Raw genomic sequence first — 15,764 nt, forward strand, 5'->3', positions numbered from 1 at the left:
GCACTGCCGTGCTGCTAATGAATCCCGGTCCGGTCACGCTGACCGGGCGTGTGCGCAACAGCCTGTTGCAGACCGACCTGTGCCATCGCGAAAGCGAGTTTTTCGATCTGCAGGAAGAGGCGCGCACGCGTCTGGTCGAGTTGTACGGTCTGGACGCAAGCGAATGGCAAGCGGTGCTGATGACCGGTTCCGGCACGGCGGCGGTCGAGAGCATGACGGCCGCGCTGGTGCCGCAAAACGGCAAGCTGCTGATCGTGGAAAACGGCGTGTATGGCGAACGCATCACGCAGATCGCCGCGCAATACGGCATCGCGCACGAAGCGTTGAAGCACGACTGGATGCAGGCGCCGGACCTCGCGAAGATTGCCGAACGGCTCGCCGCCGACAAGACGTTCACCCACGTCGCGGTGATCCATCACGAAACCACCACCGGCCGCCTGAACGATTTGAGCGCGCTGGGGGCGTTGTGCCGCGAGCGCGGCGTGCGTTTGATGGTGGATGGCGTGAGCAGTTTCGGCGCGGAAGCTATCGATTTCGCCGACAGCAGTCTCGACGCGGTTGCGGCCACGGCCAACAAATGTCTTCATGGCGTGCCGGGCGCGTCGTTCGTGCTGGTGCGCCGGGCCGCGTTGACGCAGGCCGCGAGCCGCACGTACTACCTCGATCTGGGCCGGCTCGCGCGCTTGCAGGATCAGCGCAATACGCCGTTCACGCCGTCGGTGCATGCTTATTACGCGCTGGTCGAAGCACTGCGCGAACTCGCCGATGAGGGCGGCTGGCGCGCGCGTCACGCGCGCTATGCAGCGCTCGCCGAACAGGCGCGCGCGGGGCTGGCGGCGCGCGGCATAAGCAGCGTGTTGCCGGCGGCCGAGTCGTCGGTCGTGCTACGCGCTTACCGGCTGCCGGCGGGCGTGTCGTATCCGCAACTGCACGACGCGCTGAAAGCGCGCGGCTTCGTCATCTATGCGGGGCAGGGCGGCCTTTCGGCCGAGTTGTTCCGTATCTCGACGATGGGCAACATTCACGCTGCCGATATCGACCGGTTGCTGCAAGGGTTCAGCGAGTTGACGCGCTGAGTTGCGGCGCGGCTGTCTCGCCGTCACGCGAGGCTCGTCGCGCCCGCAAGCTCCGCCCTTCAGATTGGGTCTTTATCCGGCGGGCCGCCCGGCCGTTGCGGTTCGTCGTTCTGATGACCCGGCGACGGCGGCGTCAGCGGATCGGCTTCGGGATCGCGGGTCGGGTCGGCGATCGGGTCGGGAATCGGATTGGTTTGCATCTGGTAGTTCATGGCAGCACCTTTCTGGTTGAGGATGGAGAGCGTGGCCCGCGCGTCGCCGGTTTTTCCAGCGCTTACTTCCTGTTCGAGCGGCCCACGCTCAGATGCCAGTAGCGTTCGGTAGCGAAGATATCGTCGTATTCCCCCGCACCGAACGCGCGCAACTGGCTTGCGTAAGCCTGCACCGCTTCACGTTTCAGTTCGCGGCGGCGCGCCTCGTCGATCGTATGGGCAGGACCAGGACCGCCCGGACTGCCCGGCGTGGCCACCACGCCGCGTTGCGCGAGATCGGCGAGCCGCGCCTGCACCACGCCCGGCGTGCGCCGGTGAATCGCTTCCTCGTAACCGAACCACGTCAGGTGCGATAGCCGCGGCAGCAACTCGCAACAGGCTTCGTACACCCGCACGTGATCGTCGTGACGCAAACCGAGCGGCATCAGCAGCGTGTTCGCGGTGGTGCGCGCGATCGTTGCTTCGAGCGCGCTCGCCAGCATGTCGATGGACGGCGAATCGCAATACTGGCTGTCGCGAAACGTCATGCGTAGCTTGCTCGCGCCGAGCAGCCGCAACGCGTTGTCGTCTTCCAGGCGGCGGGCGCGGATGGCCTCGTGCGCATCAGCGAAGCCCGATTTCCCGTCCCACTCCGTTTGCATTTCCTGCTCGGGCGGTGCGGCGAATACGGTGCAGACCCACGCCTCCGGATGCGCTGCGAGCAGCGCGCCGCAACTGAAAACGGCATCGTCGAAATGCGGCGAGACGACGAAAAGACGAGGGCTGGGTTCGCTCATGGTGACCGGTTGAAGACAGGATGCCGCGACGCGGGCAAACGTCATGAAGCTGCAAGCGGCATGCCTGGAAATCAGGTGCCCACGTTGTCTCCGGCCGGGAGATCAATACGTCAGCCCCAGGCTGACTGTCCAGCCTTTAACGTGAGGACCGAACAGATACGCCGCGCCGACCTGCAGGCGTTTCGACTGCGCGTTAGTGGCCGAGAGCGGCACTTCGAAGCCACCGCCGACATTCGCCAGTGTCGAAAAACCCAGCGCCCCGCGATTAGGCCCGAAGAAGCCGCCGTACCCCGCATTGACCATGTAATTCAACGGCCGCGCGAAGAGTCGGGCACCCGTCGGCGCGGAGTAAGTCGACTGCAGCGACCACGAGCCGGCCGTTTCCCTGAAATGCAGCAGAGGATCGGATTCGTCGAAGCTCGAAATCCATGACCAGGCGACGTGCGCGCGAACGGTCAGCGTCTGCGCGGGCGCGAAAGCCGTCGACCATTCGAGCGCGGCATTCGGCGTGACGAGCCACGCGTTTTCATGCCAGTTGAACAGCGACCCGTCGACGGCGGGTTTCAGGCTCGCGGCGGCGCCCGCATACGACGCGTCGTTGAGCAGTCTGGCCACGCTGAGGTCGACGCCGGGCTCGAAGGTAAAGCCGTAGCCCAGTTTGCTTCTCAGGAAAAGACCGCCCGTCGCGCTGAAGGCCGACCATTTGCTGGCGATGTCGCCGGCGGCGCCATGCGCGCCGGTGACGGGGAACTGGTCTTTCTCGCGAAAGTAACCGGCGGACACTCGCCAGCCGATACTGTTTCGATCCGACAGCGTCAGCAGATTGCCCTCGTAGGGAATGCGCGTGACGGTGAGCGACTGAGGCAGGTCGCCGTCGTTGATATCGAGGTGAGCGGAGCTGATGTCCGGCGTGGCGGCCAGACTGAATATCTGCGAATAGCCTGAACCAAGGCGCGCCGCGCCGATGAGATCCCGGGTGGTTTGTGCGGCGGCGGAAGCCGCGCCGGTGACGACGCAAAAAGCGAACAGAACCCGGGCCATGCGGACTGGCGCGCCGCTGTCGTGGTGTCCAGCCGGTGATCGCATGCGGAATCCCTCCGGAGCGGCGTGCACGAACACGCCAGGCGCTCAGAGTAACGCATGCCATCCGGTTCCGCGTGCCAGGGGGCGCGCATTATTCCTGACCCGGCGACACGGCCGCGGTCTCGCTCTGCCCTTCCTGCGCCGCCTCGATTGCCGTGGAGCGGGCTTGGCGGCTCGGAATCAGCAGCACCGGCAGACTCACGCTGCGCACCACGCGCTCGGCGACGCTGCCGAGAAAGAGCCGCTTGAAACCGCGCCGCCCATGCGTACCCAACACCAGCAGGTCCGCATTGAATTCGTGCGCCGAGATGCGGATGCGCTCGGAAATGTCCTCGCCGATCGGCGCGACATCGACGATGCGCGGCTCGCCCGGCACCTCGTCGAGTTTCATCCGCGCGACGGCCTCGGCCATCAGGCGACGTCCTTCTTCCAGACACGCGTCGCGCAGCACCGTCGGATCGTAGCCGGCCGCGTCGTAGGCCAGCAGGGGGTTGTCGATGACGTACAGCGGTTGCAGTTGCGCGCCGTGCTCGCGCGCGAGTTGCAAAGCGCTGTCGAATGCATGGGCCGCCGTCTCGCTGCCATCGATTGCTACCAGAATGCGTTTGTACATGTCGGCCTCGAAGAGTGTTTGCCTGCATCGCCCGGATCACATGAACCAGGTGACGCCCATCGCCAATACCGTCGCCGCCATCACGGCGGTCGCCGCCCAGCCGAGCATGCGCAGGAGCGGCGGCAAAGTGAAGCCGGCCATGACCGGCTTGTGCATCGACAGATGCATCATGACGATCATCACCGGCACCGCGACGACACCGTTGAGCACCGCGCTCCAGTACAGCGCCTTGACGGGATCGATCGACGTGAAATTCAAGCCTGCGCCGAGCGCGGTCGCCAGAGCGATAACGCCGTAAAAGGCCTTGGCTTGCGACGGCAAACGCGCAAGTCCCACGCGCCACGCGAACAGTTCGCCCACGGCATACGCGCCCGAACCCGCCAGCACCGGCAGCGTCAGCAAACCCGTGCCGATGATGCCGGCGGCGAACACGTAGAACGTCAGCGGACCGGCGATGCCGCGCAGCGCTTCCGCGGCCTGCGCCGAAGTCTGAATATCGACGATGCCATGCGCGTGCAAGGTGGTCGCCGTCGTCACGACGATAAAGAACGCGATGGCATTCGAGAGCGCCATGCCGAGGTAGGTGTCGACGCGAATTCGCGCGAACTCAGCCGGTGCTTCCCATGGCGCATGCGTGAGCGGATGCGCGCCGGGGCGCTCCTTTTCGTCTTCGACTTCCTGTTCGGCCTGCCAGAAGAACAGGTAGGGACTGATAGTCGTGCCCATTACCGCGACGATCGCGACGAGGTAATCCGGTTTGATCGAGAGCGACGGCAGCAGCACCGCCCAGCCGACTTGCGCCCACGGCACCTTCACGACGAACGCGCAGATCACGTAACTGAACAGCGACAGGCACAGCCATTTCAGCACCGACACATAGCGCGAGTAGCGCGTGAACACTTCGAGCAACACGGACAGCACGCCGAAACCGCACACGTAGAGCAGCGCGGAGCCGGGGACCAGCAGCCTGAGCGCCGCGCCCATCGCACCCAGATCCGCGCCGATATTGATGATGTTGGCGACCAGCAGCATGCCGACCACCGTGACCGACAGCCAGCGCGGATAGTGCGCCCGCAGATTCCCGGCGATCCCTTCGCCGGTCACGCGGCCGATGCGCGCGCTGATCTCCTGGATCGCGGCCATGAGCGGATAGCTGAGCAGCAGCGTCCACGCGAGGCCGTAACCGAATTGCGCGCCGACCTGCGAATAGGTGGCGATACCGCTCGGGTCGTCGTCCGATGCGCCGGTGATCAGACCCGGCCCCATCACCTGCAGCAGTTTCGGATGAGTGGGCTGTTTGACCGGCGCTTCTGGATCGAGTCCGGGATCGCGTATCGACGTGTTCATGAGCGTGCTGTCGTGTCGAGTGCCGTCGTCGGGCCAACTTTGCGGATGGCCTGGACGAGGGCGCTTCACTCCGAAGCGATGGGTGTGTCCGTATCGGCGTGGGACCAGTAGCCGCGTTTGTCGTAGAACCGGTGCAACTCGACTTCGTAGCCGCGGTCGATCGGCATCGAGTCGTCGTAAGCGGGGCTGTTCTGAATGGTCTCGCGCGTCAACGTCGTGGAGACGGTCGAGTCGGACCAGTCGACGCCCGCTATCCAGTGAATCGCGATCAGCACGTTTTTGCCGCCGGGCCACCAGTTGTGCGTTTTGACCACCAGGTAGCGAATTGCCCAGTCGACGTCGTCGTAGATAAAGTCCGCGACACGGCCGATGGCGCCGTCGGCGGTCTTCAGATGGTAGCCGTCGACTTCGTCGGTGCTGCGCAGATGAATGTCCGGCTGCGGTTTGCTGGCGTGCAGAGTCGGCCTGGTTTTACCGGGCGGATCGCCGTCCAGTGCGTCTCGTTCGTCCAGCGCGTCCGGCGGCACGCCGGTCGGATCGTACGCTGGAAACGCGCCCATTCCCCACAAGTTGGGACCGCCCCAGTAAGTCGGATATTGGTAGTACCGCAAATACTCGATCTCGTGCTGGCGCGACACCGGTTGGTGCGCGTCCATCGACGGGCTGTCCCGCACCTGCTGGCGCGTCAGATCGACGTGCACGATGTTCGATCCGGGGTCGGTGTGTTTGACCGAATACGGCGAGACCAGCACCTGCCGGGCGTCGAGCCAACCGCCGGTTTCGACCACGAGGTAACGCACGCCCCATGATTCGTCGTCGAAATAAGCCTGATTGACGGAGCCGATGTCGCCGTCCACTGCGCTGATGATGCTTCCATGCAGACTACGTATGCTTCGCAACATGATCGTCCCCGCCATTTCGCCAATGCCAATGGCACACGCTACGCGCACCCCCGGTCGAAAGCGGTACGACAACGTACAGACAGCCAGGCGGTTCGACCCTCATGCTGCCGCTTACGGCAGATTTCGTGCGAGACCCAGGTAACGGGTGTGAGCCGCGCGATGTTAGCCGCGGGTCACATCGCATCGGGAATTCGACCGGCTGTTGCCGGCTTTGACGGCGCTGTAGCGCGCCGTTGCGGGCCACCGCGAGCGCCGGTTCGCGGTCGCGCTAGATATTGCGCAAATCGCCCGGTGTGTCGACGTCGCGCAGAATGCCCGGATCGTCGAGGTCGAGGCGCGTCACGCGTTGCGACATCAACAAGGCTTTTGCCCCGGTATCGCCGTCGAGCGTAAGCAACGCGTTGCGATGTTCGATGCCGAACCCCACCGGATGCCCGCGCTCTCCCTGATAAAACGGCGCGACCAGCGATGCGCCGCCATCGAGTGCACGCGCCACCGCTTCGATGGTCGGCGTGGCGATGCGCGGCATATCGGCGAGCGCGACGATCCAGCCTTCGGCGTCTTCGCTGGCCTCGATGCCGGCCGCGAGACTCGCGCCCATGCCGCGCTCCGAATTCGCCGTGAAGACCACATCGCAACCGGCGTCGTTGAGCACCCGCGCAAGCGCGTCGGACCCGGGCCGCACGACGGCGAGCACGCGCGTCACGACGCGCAGCAGTCGGTGAGCGGCTTCGTGAGCGACCGGCGTGCCGTCGGGCAGACGCGCGAGCAGCTTGTTATGCAGGCCGTCCGGATCGAAACGCGACCCGAGCCCGGCGGCGAGCAACACGCCAGTGGCGAGCGAGGCGTAGGCCATGAGCGGGCACCGGTAAAAAGAATGAGACCGATTGTGCGGTGCAATGCCGCGTCAGGCAAGCGGCAATGTGGGCACTGCTCGCGCTGCACAACGGCTTGCTCATGGCCGGACGCCGATGCCTATGCCTGCGCCTCGCCGGCGGACGTCGCGAGACCTCACATGTGGACGGTCCCCAGCACCTTGTCCAGCGTCACCGGCAGATCGCGCACGCGCACACCGGTGGCGTTGTAGACCGCGTTCGCAATCGCCGCCGACACGCCGGTAATGCCGATTTCGCCGATGCCGCGCACGCCGAGCGAGTTGATATACGGATCCGGCGGCCCGACGAAGCTGATGTCGAGCGTCTGGATGTCCGCATTCACCGGCACGTGATACTCGGCGAGATTGCCGTTCGTGAAGCGCCCATAACGCGTGTCGAGCGTGGACTCTTCCTGCAGTGCCGCGCCCACGCCCCACACGATGCCGCCCATCAACTGGCTGTTGGCGGTTTTCTGGTTCAGCACGCGGCCCACGTCGTACACACCGACCACGCGCGGCACGCGAATGGTGCCGAGATCGGCGTCGACATGCACTTCGACGAACACCGCGCCGAACGAGTGGAATGCGTACTTCTGCTTCTCGTCGCCGGGCTTCACCGTCGAGGTCGCTTCGATCGGCTTGCCGCCTGCGCGCGCGATGATTGCGGCGGCGGGGTCGCGTTTGTCCGGCTGCGAGCGGCTCGTCACCCAGCCGTCGACCACGTCGATATCGCCGATCGCAATGCCGTGTACGGGCGAAGCCGGGTCGGCGAGCGCCAGTGCGATCAGCTGATTGCGCGCCTGAGTCGCGGCTTCGCGCACGGCGGGCGAGACGCTCGCCGCCGATTGCGAGCCGCCCGACACGGGCGCTTTCGGCAACGACGAATCGCCCAGAGCGAAGTGGATATTCTCCGGCGCGAAACCGAGCGCATCGGCGGCGACCTGGGTCATCACCGTGTAGGTGCCGGTGCCGATGTCCTGCGTGCCGGAGGCGACCATCGCGGTACCGTCGGGCAGAATCCGCGCGATGGCGGCGGCTTCGCTGCGATTGGCCGGATACGTGGCCGTTGCCATGCCCAGACCGATCAGCGTGTTGCCGTCGCGCAGCATGCGCGGTGTGGCGCTGCGGCGCGACCAGCCGAATTTCTGCGCGCCGGTTTCGTAGCATTCGCGCAAGGCCTTGCTCGACCATGGCCGGTTTTCCTGCGGCTCGATGTCGGCGTAGTTTTTCAGGCGCAATGCAATGGGGTCCATCTTCAACGCGACCGCGAGTTCGTCCATTGCGGATTCGAGTGCGAACGAACCGGTGGTTTCGCCGGGCGCGCGCATGAAGGTCGGCGTGCCGAGATTGAGCGGCACGATGCGATGCGTGGTTACCTGATTGGGCACGGCGTACGACATGCGCGTGACCATGCAGCAGGTCTCGGTCCAGTCTTCGATGGTCGAGGTGTTGGAGAGGCTGTCATGACGCATCGCGGTGAGTGTGCCGTCGGGCTTCGCCGCCAGCACGAAATGCTGCTCGGTATGCGGACGCGCGCCAACCGGGCCGAACATCTGCGGGCGTTCGAGCACGAGACGCACGGGCCGTCCGGTCTGCTTCGCGGCCATCGCGCACAAGGTGACGTGCGACCACGACGAGCCTTTGCAACCAAACCCGCCGCCGACGAATGGCGAGATCACGCGCACGTCGTTCGGACCGATGCCGAAGGTTTTGGACACCGCGAGCGCCGCGCTGCTGACGCCTTGCGTCGAGTCGTATAGCGTGAGTTGCGGCCCGTCCCAACGCGCCATCGTCGCGTGCGGCTCCATCGGGTTGTGATGCTCGATCGGCGTGGTGTAGGTGGCGTCGACGCGCACCGTGCCGCGCTGCAGACCGTCTGCGTAGTTGCCGCGCCGGGTGTCGGTCTGGCGTCCCTGCGGTTTGTCCGGCGCGTGTGCGTTCGGCTTGGCGAGATCGAAATCCACGACCGCCGCGCCGGGTTGATACGCGATGCGCAACTGGCGCGCGGCATCGGTCGCGTGTTCGAGCGTGTCGGCGACCACCACCGCGACCGGCTCGTTGTTGTAGTGGATCTGGTTGTCCTGCAGCAGCGAAAGCCGGCGTCCGGCCGGCGGCGCGAGCGGCGGCTTGCCGCCGTTGGGCAGACGTGGCGCGTTCTGGTAAGTCATGACCAGCAGTACGCCGGGCAGCGCTTCGGCGCGGCTCGCGTCGATCGACGCGATGCTGCCGCGCGCAATCGTGCTGGTTACGAGCACTGCGTGGGCGAGCCGCGCCTCGGGAAATTCGGCGGCGTAGCGCGCTTCGCCGGTGACTTTGAGCAGGCCGTCGATACGGTCCAGCGGTTGACCGATCAGATTCATGCGACACCTCCGTTGCGGCCTGCGGATTGCGCGGCCATGTTGACGGCGCGCACGATCGCGCGTTGCGCGAGCTGCACCTTGAAGCGGTTGTCGTGCTGTGGACGGGCATCGCTCAGAGCCGCTGCCGCGGCCTGACGCAGCGTGTCCTGCGTGAGCGTCTGGCCGGCAAGCATCTGTTCGGCCACGCTCGCGCGCCACGGTTTGTGCGCGACGCCACCCAGCGCAATGCGCGCGCTTTGCACGCGCGCGCCGTCCATCTGCAACGCGGCCGCGACGGAGATGAGCGCAAAAGCGTAACTGGCGCGGTCACGCACTTTCAGATAGTGCGCGTTCGCGGCGAAGCGCGGCGGCGGCAGATCGACGGCGGTAATCAGTTCGCCGGCTTGCAGGCTCGTATCGACATCGGGCCGGTCGCCCGGCAGCCGATGAAACTCGGCGAACGGAATCGTGCGTTCACCGGCGGGGCCGCTCACACGCACGACGGCGTCGAGTGCGGCGAGCGCCACGCTCATGTCGGACGGGTTGACCGCGATGCATTGCGGGCTCGCGCCGAGAATCGCATGCGTGCGGTTGTGGCCGTCGAGTGCGGCGCAGCCGCTGCCGGGTTGACGCTTGTTGCACTGGGTAAAGGCCGTGTCGTAGAAGTAGCCGCAGCGCGTGCGTTGCAGCAGATTGCCGCCGACGGTCGCCATATTGCGTAACTGCGCCGATGCGCCCGACAGAAACGCTTGCGACAGCAACGGGTATTGCTCGCGCACTAGCGCGTGATTGGCCGCGTCGCTGTTGCGCACCAGCGCGCCGATGCGCAAGCCGCCGTCGGGCAATGTCGCCACCGTATCGAGTCCGCCGATATGGGTGATGTCGATCAACCGCATCGGCCGCGAGACGCCGCCTTTCATCAGATCGAGCAGGTTGGTGCCCCCGCCGATAAACACCGCACCGGGTTGCTGCGCGGCGCGCACTGCACCGGCGACGTCGCCGGCGCGTTCATAAGAGATCGCATCCATGCTGGTCGCTCCGGTCAGGCTTCGGTCTGGGTGGTGTTCGACGCGTCGTGCGCCGTCGTGTTGCCCTCGTGAACGGCCTGCACGGCGGCCACGATATTCGCGTACGCGCCGCAGCGGCACAGGTTGCCGCTCATCCTTTCGCGGATCTCGTCACCGGTCAGTTGCGCGGGACGCTGCCGCACGTTGGCCGTCACGGCGCTTGCCGTGCCGTTGCGAAACTCGTTCAGCAGGGCAGTCGCGGAACACAACTGCCCCGGCGTACAGTAGCCGCACTGGAACGCATCGTGTTCGACGAACGCGCGTTGCATTGGACTCAACACGCCGCTGCTGGCGAGTCCTTCGACGGTCGTGATGGTCGCGCCTTCGTGCATCACCGCGAGCGTCAGGCACGAGTTGATCCGCCGGCCATCCGCGATTACCGTGCAGGCGCCGCATTGGCCGCGGTCGCAGCCTTTCTTCGTGCCCATCAAACCGGCGTACTCGCGCAGCGCATCGAGCAGCGTGACGCGCGGTTCAAGTTGCAGCGAGTAGGCGCGACCGTTTACGGTCAGCGTGACGGGGCGCGGCGGCACCGCTTCGCGAGCAACGGGCGCAGCGGGTGCGGCGCCTGGTGTGCCTTGCGTTTGCGCGCGCAGATGCGGCGCGGCGCCGACGGTCGCAACGGCGGCTGCGGACTGCAGGAAGCGTCGACGACCGGGTTGATGTGGGGTGGCGACGGCTTCGTCGTCGTCCGGATGCTGACAATCGTTATGCGAGGACATGACGTTTGGTTGACTCCGTTGAAAGGTCCATGCAGGCTGGCGATGCGGCGGGGATCGTTGCGATGGATTTGCAACGAGGCAGTTCAGTGCTGGCAGCAATTTCGATGCCGTTGCGTCTACAACGGTATGAAAAAATCGTGTGGACCGCAAAGAATACGGTTTGAAAGGGAATGGTCCAGGTACACGCGATGCTTGCTGACAGGCGACGTCAGGAGCGATGTCAAAGCGACGTCAGGCATCTATCGAAGAAAGAGTCTTTGAGAAAGGAGAGCAGATGCAGTTCGACTACCGGCATTTTCATATCGATTGCCGCGCCCGTCATGCCGACGAAGGCGTGTACTACGCAAGAGCGCGAATCACCCGCGTACCGCAGAAGAACGAGCCGTTCGGCTCGCACGAGTCGGGCGACATCGACGAATTCCAGAACGAAGCCGATGCCATTTCATGCGCACGGTCATGGGCGATCGAGTGGTGCGATGCGGCCACGAGTTGAGAGCCTGCCGTGACTAAACTGCGCATTGCGACTTACAACATCAACGGCATCCGTTCGCGTCAGCCCGCGCTGTTGCAATGGCTCGAGCGCGAGGCGCCCGACATCGTCTGCCTGCAGGAATTGAAAGCGGTGGACAGCGCCTTCCCCGAGGACGCGTTGCGCGAAGCCGGCTATGGCGCGATCTGGCAAGGGCAGAGCGCATGGAACGGCGTAGCGGTTCTCGCGAAAGGCGAGGCGCCACTCGAAAGCCGTCGTGGTTTACCCGGTTTCACGAAGGACACGCAGAGCCGTTATCTGGAAGCAGCAGTCGGCGGTGTGCTGGTGGCGTGTTTATATCTGCCGAATGGCAATCCGCAACCGGGGCCGAAGTTCGATTACAAGCTGGAGTGGTTCGATCACTTCCTCGTGCATGCGCAGAAGTTGTTCGACAGTGGGCATCCCGTTGTGATTGCGGGCGACTTCAACGTCGTGCCGACCGACGAGGACATCTACAATCCGCGCTCATGGCTGAAGAATGCACTGCTGCAACCGGAAAGTCGCGAACGGTATCGGCAATTGCTCGCCCAAGGATGGACCGACGCGATTCGCACGCACTTCGGCGAGGAGCGGGTCTATACGTTCTGGGATTATTTCCGCCGCCACTGGGATACGAATTCGGGCTTGCGGATCGATCATCTGCTGCTGAGCGCCGATCTCGCGCCACGACTGCGCGGTGCAGGCGTCGACCGATGGGTGCGAGCCGAACCGCACGCGAGCGATCACGCGCCGACATGGATCGAACTGGACATGGGCGCCGCGCGTCGGAAGAAAAGCCGCTAAGGCTTTCGTGCATGCTGCAGGCGTACGCGAACCGCCTCGCGACCCATGTGGGTCACGAGGCGGTTCAACGGCTACCGTTCAGGACGGCAAAGCCGGGATTCTCAACGGCGATAATCGCGATCGGCCGATCCATTCGACCACAGCGCACCCGCCACGAAACCGGCCAATGCCACGACCGCAATCGTGGTGAACGGACTTTCCACGGCGGTATCGCGCACCAGCGTCGTCGTGCTGGCATAAAGCTGCTGGGCCTTGCCGCTCAGTTCACGGGCCTTGCCCGCCAGTTCGGTGCTCGTGTCGCCCAATACGTCGCCGACCGCGCCTTGAACCTTGCCTGCCACTTCGTTGATTGCGCCTTCTGCTGAGTTGGTGTCCATACGTATGCTCCCGATGTCAGATTTACGTGTGAGCCGGTTGCAATTGCAATGACGTCACACCAGGGTTCGCGTAAGCCGCCCTCGCGAGGCACGACCTTCGGTCACTGATACGGGGCGCAAGAAGCGCGCCCGCATGACAGGCAGATGACGGAGCCTCGGCGTCAGCGTCTACGCCGCGAGTTGATTCCGACGAATACCGCCATCAGCATCACGAATCCGCCAAACAGCAGCGCAGCGTTCACGACCACGTGTTTCACGCCGAGCGTGTCGACATCGATGAAAGGGTAGGGATAGAAGTCCGACAGGCTGCCGCGCCAGAAGGTGACCGCGAGATAGGCCAGCGGATAGACGAGCCACCCTAGCCAATGCCGCAATCGCAGATGAAAGCGCGGCACGAACAGCACCCAGTACAGCGCGCACAACATGGGCAATACGCTATGCAGGGATTCGTTGAGAAGCAGGCGGAACGCCGTGGGCGTCCATAAACCGCGCAGCAGCAGGTTATAGGCGATTCCGACAAAGGCCATATAGCCGACGACCGCCGTGATCACCGTAGGCTGACGGAAGAAGCGCGTGAGCGGCGTTCGTTGCCGTCGCAACGCCACGCAACTGAAGCACAACGCGCACGCGAGTACGGTGAGGTTGGTGAGGTAGCTGGTCATGCGCGCTAGCGCATCGAGTACCGTGAGTCCGCGCGCGAGCGTGCGGTCGATCGTCACGTCGGTCTGCGCGAAGATGGACACCCACGCTATGACCGCGATGATGGCCGCGAGCGTGATGGACGGCACGCCGGGTGAGGGCAGCGGCAGTTCCGGCTCGCGAGGTTCGGAAGAAGAAGGGCGCATCTCGCCGATTCTAACCACACGTTCTGTGTCGTGCAGAGCGTGTGGAGCGTGTGGGACGCCCTCGCCGCGACATACGCGACATACCCAACATACGCAACATACGCAACATACGCTGCAAGGCGAAACAGACCTTACGGCTTGGCGGGCAACCCGCTCGTCACCGGCTGCATCTTCTCGACCACCGCCGGAATCGCCGCGCTAGCCGCGCCCGTTTCGTTGACGGCAGTGCGTCCGCCATCCTTGAAGAACGCCAGTTCGGCCGCCTTGTTCAGCACGAGAATACTGATGCGCCGGTTGGTCGGCTCGTCGACGACATTGCTGTTCAGCGGCAGCACATCCGCGAGACCGCGCACCTGCAACACTTTCTCCGCGTGCATGCCGCCCGCGACCAGCGCGCGGCGCGCCGCGTTCGCGCGTTCGCTCGACAGTTCCCAGTTCGAGTAGCCTTCCGGGCCGGCTGTGTAGGCCACCGCGTCCGTATGACCGGCGATCGAGATGCGGTTGTCGACGTCGTTCAGCGACGCGCCGATCTGCTCGAGAATCGTCACCGCATAAGCCTGCAGTTTCGGGCTGCCGGAGGCGAACATCGGCCGGTTCTGCGAATCGACGATTTCGATGCGCAGCCCTTCGTTGGTAATGGAAATCCGGATCTGATCCTTGAACGCCTTCAGCGTCGGACTCTGCTCGATCAGCGTGGTCAGTTTGGCCTTCAACTGTTCGAGGCGTGCCGCGTCGGAGGGCGCGACGCTCGGCACCGAAGCCGACGGCGGCGTCGGTTCGGTCTGGCTGCGCCGGCCGACCGCGGGCCGCGTGTCGGAGATATCGCGGCCGCCGCCGTTCACCACGCTGGGTCGCGCCGCGGCCGTGCCTTCGTTGCCGCCCAGCATGCTCGACAGCGGCGTGTTGAAGTAATCTTCGATTCCCTGCTTGTCGAACTTCGAGGTGGAGCCGAGCAGCCACATCAGCAGGAAGAACGCCATCATCGCGGTGACGAAGTCGGCGTAGGCGATCTTCCATGCGCCGCCATGATGGCCGCCGTGGTCGTCGCCTTTCTTCGAACGGCGCACGATGACGGGCGCCGGCGTCGCGGTTTGCTGTTGCGACGCGCGCGATCGGTTTTCGCTCATCGTGCTGCTCCCGCGTCAGGCCGACTTCGGCATTTTGGTGGCGCGCACCGCGTCGTCGAGTTCCTGGAAGCTCGGACGGTCGGCGGTGAACAGCACCTTGCGGCCGAACTCCACCGCGATGGGCGGTGCATAGCCCGACAGCGAAGCCAGCAATACGGCCTTTACGCATTGATAAGGTTTGGCTTCGGCGCGGCCCTTCGCGTTGAGCAGATCCGCCACCGGTCCGATGAAACCGTAGGCCAGCAAAATCCCGAGGAAGGTGCCGACCAGCGCACCGGCGATCATCTCGCCGAGCACCGCAGGCGGCGCGCCGACCGAGCCCATCGTATGCACCACGCCCATCACCGCGGCGACGATGCCGAATGCGGGCAGACCGTCGGCCATCTTCTGGATCGCGTTGGCCGCGACCGCCGATTCCGCGTGATGTGTAGCCAGTTCTTCGTCCATCAGGTCCTGCACTTCGAGCACGTTCACGTTGCCGCCCGACATCATGCGCAGATAGTCGACGATGAAATCGAGCAGATGATGGTCTTTCAGCACATGCGAATACTTCTGGAACAGCACGCTTTCTTCCGGCGCGGCGACGTCGGCTTCGAGCGACATCATGCCTTCCTTGCGCGCCTTCTGAAGCAGTTCGTAGAGCAGCGCGATCAGTTCGAGATATTTCTGTTTCGAATAGCCGCCGCCCTTGAAGCACGACGGAATCGCCTTCAGAGTTTTTTTGAGCGTCGAGGTCGGGTTGCTCACGACGAACGCGCCGATTGCCGCACCGAAAATGCAGAGCAACTCGAAAGGCTGAATCAGCGCCGGCAGATGCCCGCCCACGCCCACGAAACTCCCGATGACGGAAGCAATGACCACGATCCAGCCGATGACGACAAACATACTTTCTCCGTTATTTCGGGCGACGCACGGCTCGCGCGGCGAGTCCGGTTTCAGGGTCTTTCCATGCGTCACAAAAAATTCCTGTATGAACTGGTAAACGGCGCGAAACGCTTTGGCTGAAGTGCGGTGACGGAGAAATACGTGAAAAACTCACCGGCTGGTTAGCCTGCGACGCTACCTTGCCGGTAATTCTGTCTGCTTGCCGCG

At 64.5% G+C, this 15,764-nt stretch carries 17 protein-coding genes; 3 read left to right on the forward strand and 14 right to left on the reverse strand.

The genetic code is table 11. The annotated features are described in order from the left end of the window. The first annotated feature begins 8 nt into the window (after nucleotides 1-8). Nucleotides 9-1,076, forward strand: a complete 1,068-nt coding sequence (locus tag FQ746_RS29485; RefSeq protein WP_144113314.1) for a 2-aminoethylphosphonate aminotransferase — start codon at nucleotides 9-11, stop codon at nucleotides 1,074-1,076. Between the two features lie 59 nt (nucleotides 1,077-1,135). On the opposite strand, the gene FQ746_RS34945 is transcribed toward FQ746_RS29485, so the two are convergent. The 10 genes from FQ746_RS34945 to FQ746_RS29530 all read right to left on the reverse strand — a co-directional run bounded on the left by FQ746_RS34945 (nucleotide 1,136) and on the right by FQ746_RS29530 (nucleotide 11,011). Beyond that, entirely contained in the window at nucleotides 1,136-1,288 is a 153-nt protein-coding gene (locus FQ746_RS34945) for a hypothetical protein (RefSeq protein ID WP_186310871.1), read from the reverse strand. A gap of 62 nt (nucleotides 1,289-1,350) precedes the next feature. Next, nucleotides 1,351-2,064 carry a PIG-L family deacetylase gene (locus FQ746_RS29490; RefSeq protein ID WP_144113315.1) on the reverse strand — a complete coding sequence of 238 codons (714 nt, stop codon included), beginning with the start codon at nucleotides 2,062-2,064 and terminating at the stop codon, nucleotides 1,351-1,353. A 102-nt stretch (nucleotides 2,065-2,166) separates the two neighbouring features. After that, nucleotides 2,167-3,150 carry a hypothetical protein gene (locus FQ746_RS29495; protein ID WP_144113316.1) on the reverse strand — a complete coding sequence of 328 codons (984 nt, stop codon included), beginning with the start codon at nucleotides 3,148-3,150 and terminating at the stop codon, nucleotides 2,167-2,169. Between the two features lie 88 nt (nucleotides 3,151-3,238). Continuing rightward, a complete protein-coding gene (locus FQ746_RS29500; RefSeq protein ID WP_144113317.1) occupies nucleotides 3,239-3,760 on the reverse strand; it encodes a universal stress protein in 522 nt (173 codons plus the stop codon). A gap of 36 nt (nucleotides 3,761-3,796) precedes the next feature. Continuing rightward, nucleotides 3,797-5,107, reverse strand: coding sequence for an NRAMP family divalent metal transporter (locus tag FQ746_RS29505; protein WP_144113318.1), 1,311 nt, complete (start codon nucleotides 5,105-5,107; stop codon nucleotides 3,797-3,799). Nucleotides 5,108-5,172: 65 nt separating this feature from the next. Continuing rightward, entirely contained in the window at nucleotides 5,173-6,009 is an 837-nt protein-coding gene (locus FQ746_RS29510; protein ID WP_144113319.1) for a PRC-barrel domain-containing protein, read from the reverse strand. Nucleotides 6,010-6,277: 268 nt separating this feature from the next. Beyond that, nucleotides 6,278-6,865 (reverse strand): NTP transferase domain-containing protein, encoded by a 588-nt coding sequence (locus tag FQ746_RS29515; protein ID WP_144113320.1) that lies wholly within the window; start codon nucleotides 6,863-6,865, stop codon nucleotides 6,278-6,280. Nucleotides 6,866-7,020: 155 nt separating this feature from the next. Next, on the reverse strand, nucleotides 7,021-9,243 hold the full coding sequence (locus FQ746_RS29520; protein WP_144113321.1) for a xanthine dehydrogenase family protein molybdopterin-binding subunit: 2,223 nt from the start codon (nucleotides 9,241-9,243) through the stop codon (nucleotides 7,021-7,023). After that, nucleotides 9,240-10,250 (reverse strand): FAD binding domain-containing protein, encoded by a 1,011-nt coding sequence (locus FQ746_RS29525; protein WP_144113322.1) that lies wholly within the window; start codon nucleotides 10,248-10,250, stop codon nucleotides 9,240-9,242. Before FQ746_RS29525 ends, FQ746_RS29520 begins: the two co-directional genes overlap by 4 nt. A gap of 14 nt (nucleotides 10,251-10,264) precedes the next feature. After that, entirely contained in the window at nucleotides 10,265-11,011 is a 747-nt protein-coding gene (locus FQ746_RS29530) for a 2Fe-2S iron-sulfur cluster-binding protein (RefSeq protein ID WP_144113323.1), read from the reverse strand. A 274-nt stretch (nucleotides 11,012-11,285) separates the two neighbouring features. On the opposite strand from FQ746_RS29530, the gene FQ746_RS29535 reads away from it, so the two are divergent. Together FQ746_RS29535 and FQ746_RS29540 are read left to right on the forward strand one after the other, a co-directional pair. Then, nucleotides 11,286-11,504 (forward strand): hypothetical protein, encoded by a 219-nt coding sequence (locus FQ746_RS29535; protein WP_144113324.1) that lies wholly within the window; start codon nucleotides 11,286-11,288, stop codon nucleotides 11,502-11,504. A gap of 9 nt (nucleotides 11,505-11,513) precedes the next feature. Continuing rightward, nucleotides 11,514-12,323, forward strand: a complete 810-nt coding sequence (locus tag FQ746_RS29540) for an exodeoxyribonuclease III (protein WP_144113325.1) — start codon at nucleotides 11,514-11,516, stop codon at nucleotides 12,321-12,323. 101 nt (nucleotides 12,324-12,424) lie between these two features. Here FQ746_RS29540 and FQ746_RS29545 read toward each other — a convergent pair whose 3' ends face one another. From FQ746_RS29545 to motA, 4 genes are all read right to left on the reverse strand, one after another. Beyond that, nucleotides 12,425-12,700: a CsbD family protein gene (locus FQ746_RS29545; protein ID WP_144113326.1), complete on the reverse strand. Its 276-nt coding sequence runs from the start codon at nucleotides 12,698-12,700 to the stop codon at nucleotides 12,425-12,427. Nucleotides 12,701-12,861: 161 nt separating this feature from the next. Then, nucleotides 12,862-13,545: a Pr6Pr family membrane protein gene (locus tag FQ746_RS29550; RefSeq protein ID WP_144113327.1), complete on the reverse strand. Its 684-nt coding sequence runs from the start codon at nucleotides 13,543-13,545 to the stop codon at nucleotides 12,862-12,864. Nucleotides 13,546-13,676: 131 nt separating this feature from the next. Further along, the gene (gene motB / locus FQ746_RS29555; RefSeq protein WP_144113328.1) at nucleotides 13,677-14,672 is read right to left on the reverse strand and encodes a flagellar motor protein MotB; all 996 of its coding nucleotides are present in this window, start codon (nucleotides 14,670-14,672) and stop codon (nucleotides 13,677-13,679) included. A 15-nt stretch (nucleotides 14,673-14,687) separates the two neighbouring features. Next, nucleotides 14,688-15,557 (reverse strand): flagellar motor stator protein MotA, encoded by an 870-nt coding sequence (gene motA, locus FQ746_RS29560; protein WP_144113329.1) that lies wholly within the window; start codon nucleotides 15,555-15,557, stop codon nucleotides 14,688-14,690. Between the last annotated feature and the right edge of the window lie 207 nt (nucleotides 15,558-15,764).

Source organism: Paraburkholderia sp. BCC1886 (assembly GCF_900996245.1).
Classification (GTDB): domain Bacteria; phylum Pseudomonadota; class Gammaproteobacteria; order Burkholderiales; family Burkholderiaceae; genus Paraburkholderia.

Coding starts and splice junctions, on each gene's coding strand:
- FQ746_RS34945 (WP_186310871.1), bottom strand. CDS start 1,288: ATGAACTACCAGATGCAAACCAATCCGATTCCCGACCCGATCGCCGAC.
- FQ746_RS29490 (WP_144113315.1), bottom strand. CDS start 2,064: ATGAGCGAACCCAGCCCTCGTCTTTTCGTCGTCTCGCCGCATTTCGAC.
- FQ746_RS29495 (WP_144113316.1), bottom strand. CDS start 3,150: ATGCGATCACCGGCTGGACACCACGACAGCGGCGCGCCAGTCCGCATG.
- FQ746_RS29500 (WP_144113317.1), bottom strand. CDS start 3,760: ATGTACAAACGCATTCTGGTAGCAATCGATGGCAGCGAGACGGCGGCC.
- FQ746_RS29505 (WP_144113318.1), bottom strand. CDS start 5,107: ATGAACACGTCGATACGCGATCCCGGACTCGATCCAGAAGCGCCGGTC.
- FQ746_RS29510 (WP_144113319.1), bottom strand. CDS start 6,009: ATGTTGCGAAGCATACGTAGTCTGCATGGAAGCATCATCAGCGCAGTG.
- FQ746_RS29515 (WP_144113320.1), bottom strand. CDS start 6,865: ATGGCCTACGCCTCGCTCGCCACTGGCGTGTTGCTCGCCGCCGGGCTC.
- FQ746_RS29520 (WP_144113321.1), bottom strand. CDS start 9,243: ATGAATCTGATCGGTCAACCGCTGGACCGTATCGACGGCCTGCTCAAA.
- FQ746_RS29525 (WP_144113322.1), bottom strand. CDS start 10,250: ATGGATGCGATCTCTTATGAACGCGCCGGCGACGTCGCCGGTGCAGTG.
- FQ746_RS29530 (WP_144113323.1), bottom strand. CDS start 11,011: ATGTCCTCGCATAACGATTGTCAGCATCCGGACGACGACGAAGCCGTC.
- FQ746_RS29535 (WP_144113324.1), top strand. CDS start 11,286: ATGCAGTTCGACTACCGGCATTTTCATATCGATTGCCGCGCCCGTCAT.
- FQ746_RS29545 (WP_144113326.1), bottom strand. CDS start 12,700: ATGGACACCAACTCAGCAGAAGGCGCAATCAACGAAGTGGCAGGCAAG.
- FQ746_RS29550 (WP_144113327.1), bottom strand. CDS start 13,545: ATGCGCCCTTCTTCTTCCGAACCTCGCGAGCCGGAACTGCCGCTGCCC.
- motB (WP_144113328.1), bottom strand. CDS start 14,672: ATGAGCGAAAACCGATCGCGCGCGTCGCAACAGCAAACCGCGACGCCG.
- motA (WP_144113329.1), bottom strand. CDS start 15,557: ATGTTTGTCGTCATCGGCTGGATCGTGGTCATTGCTTCCGTCATCGGG.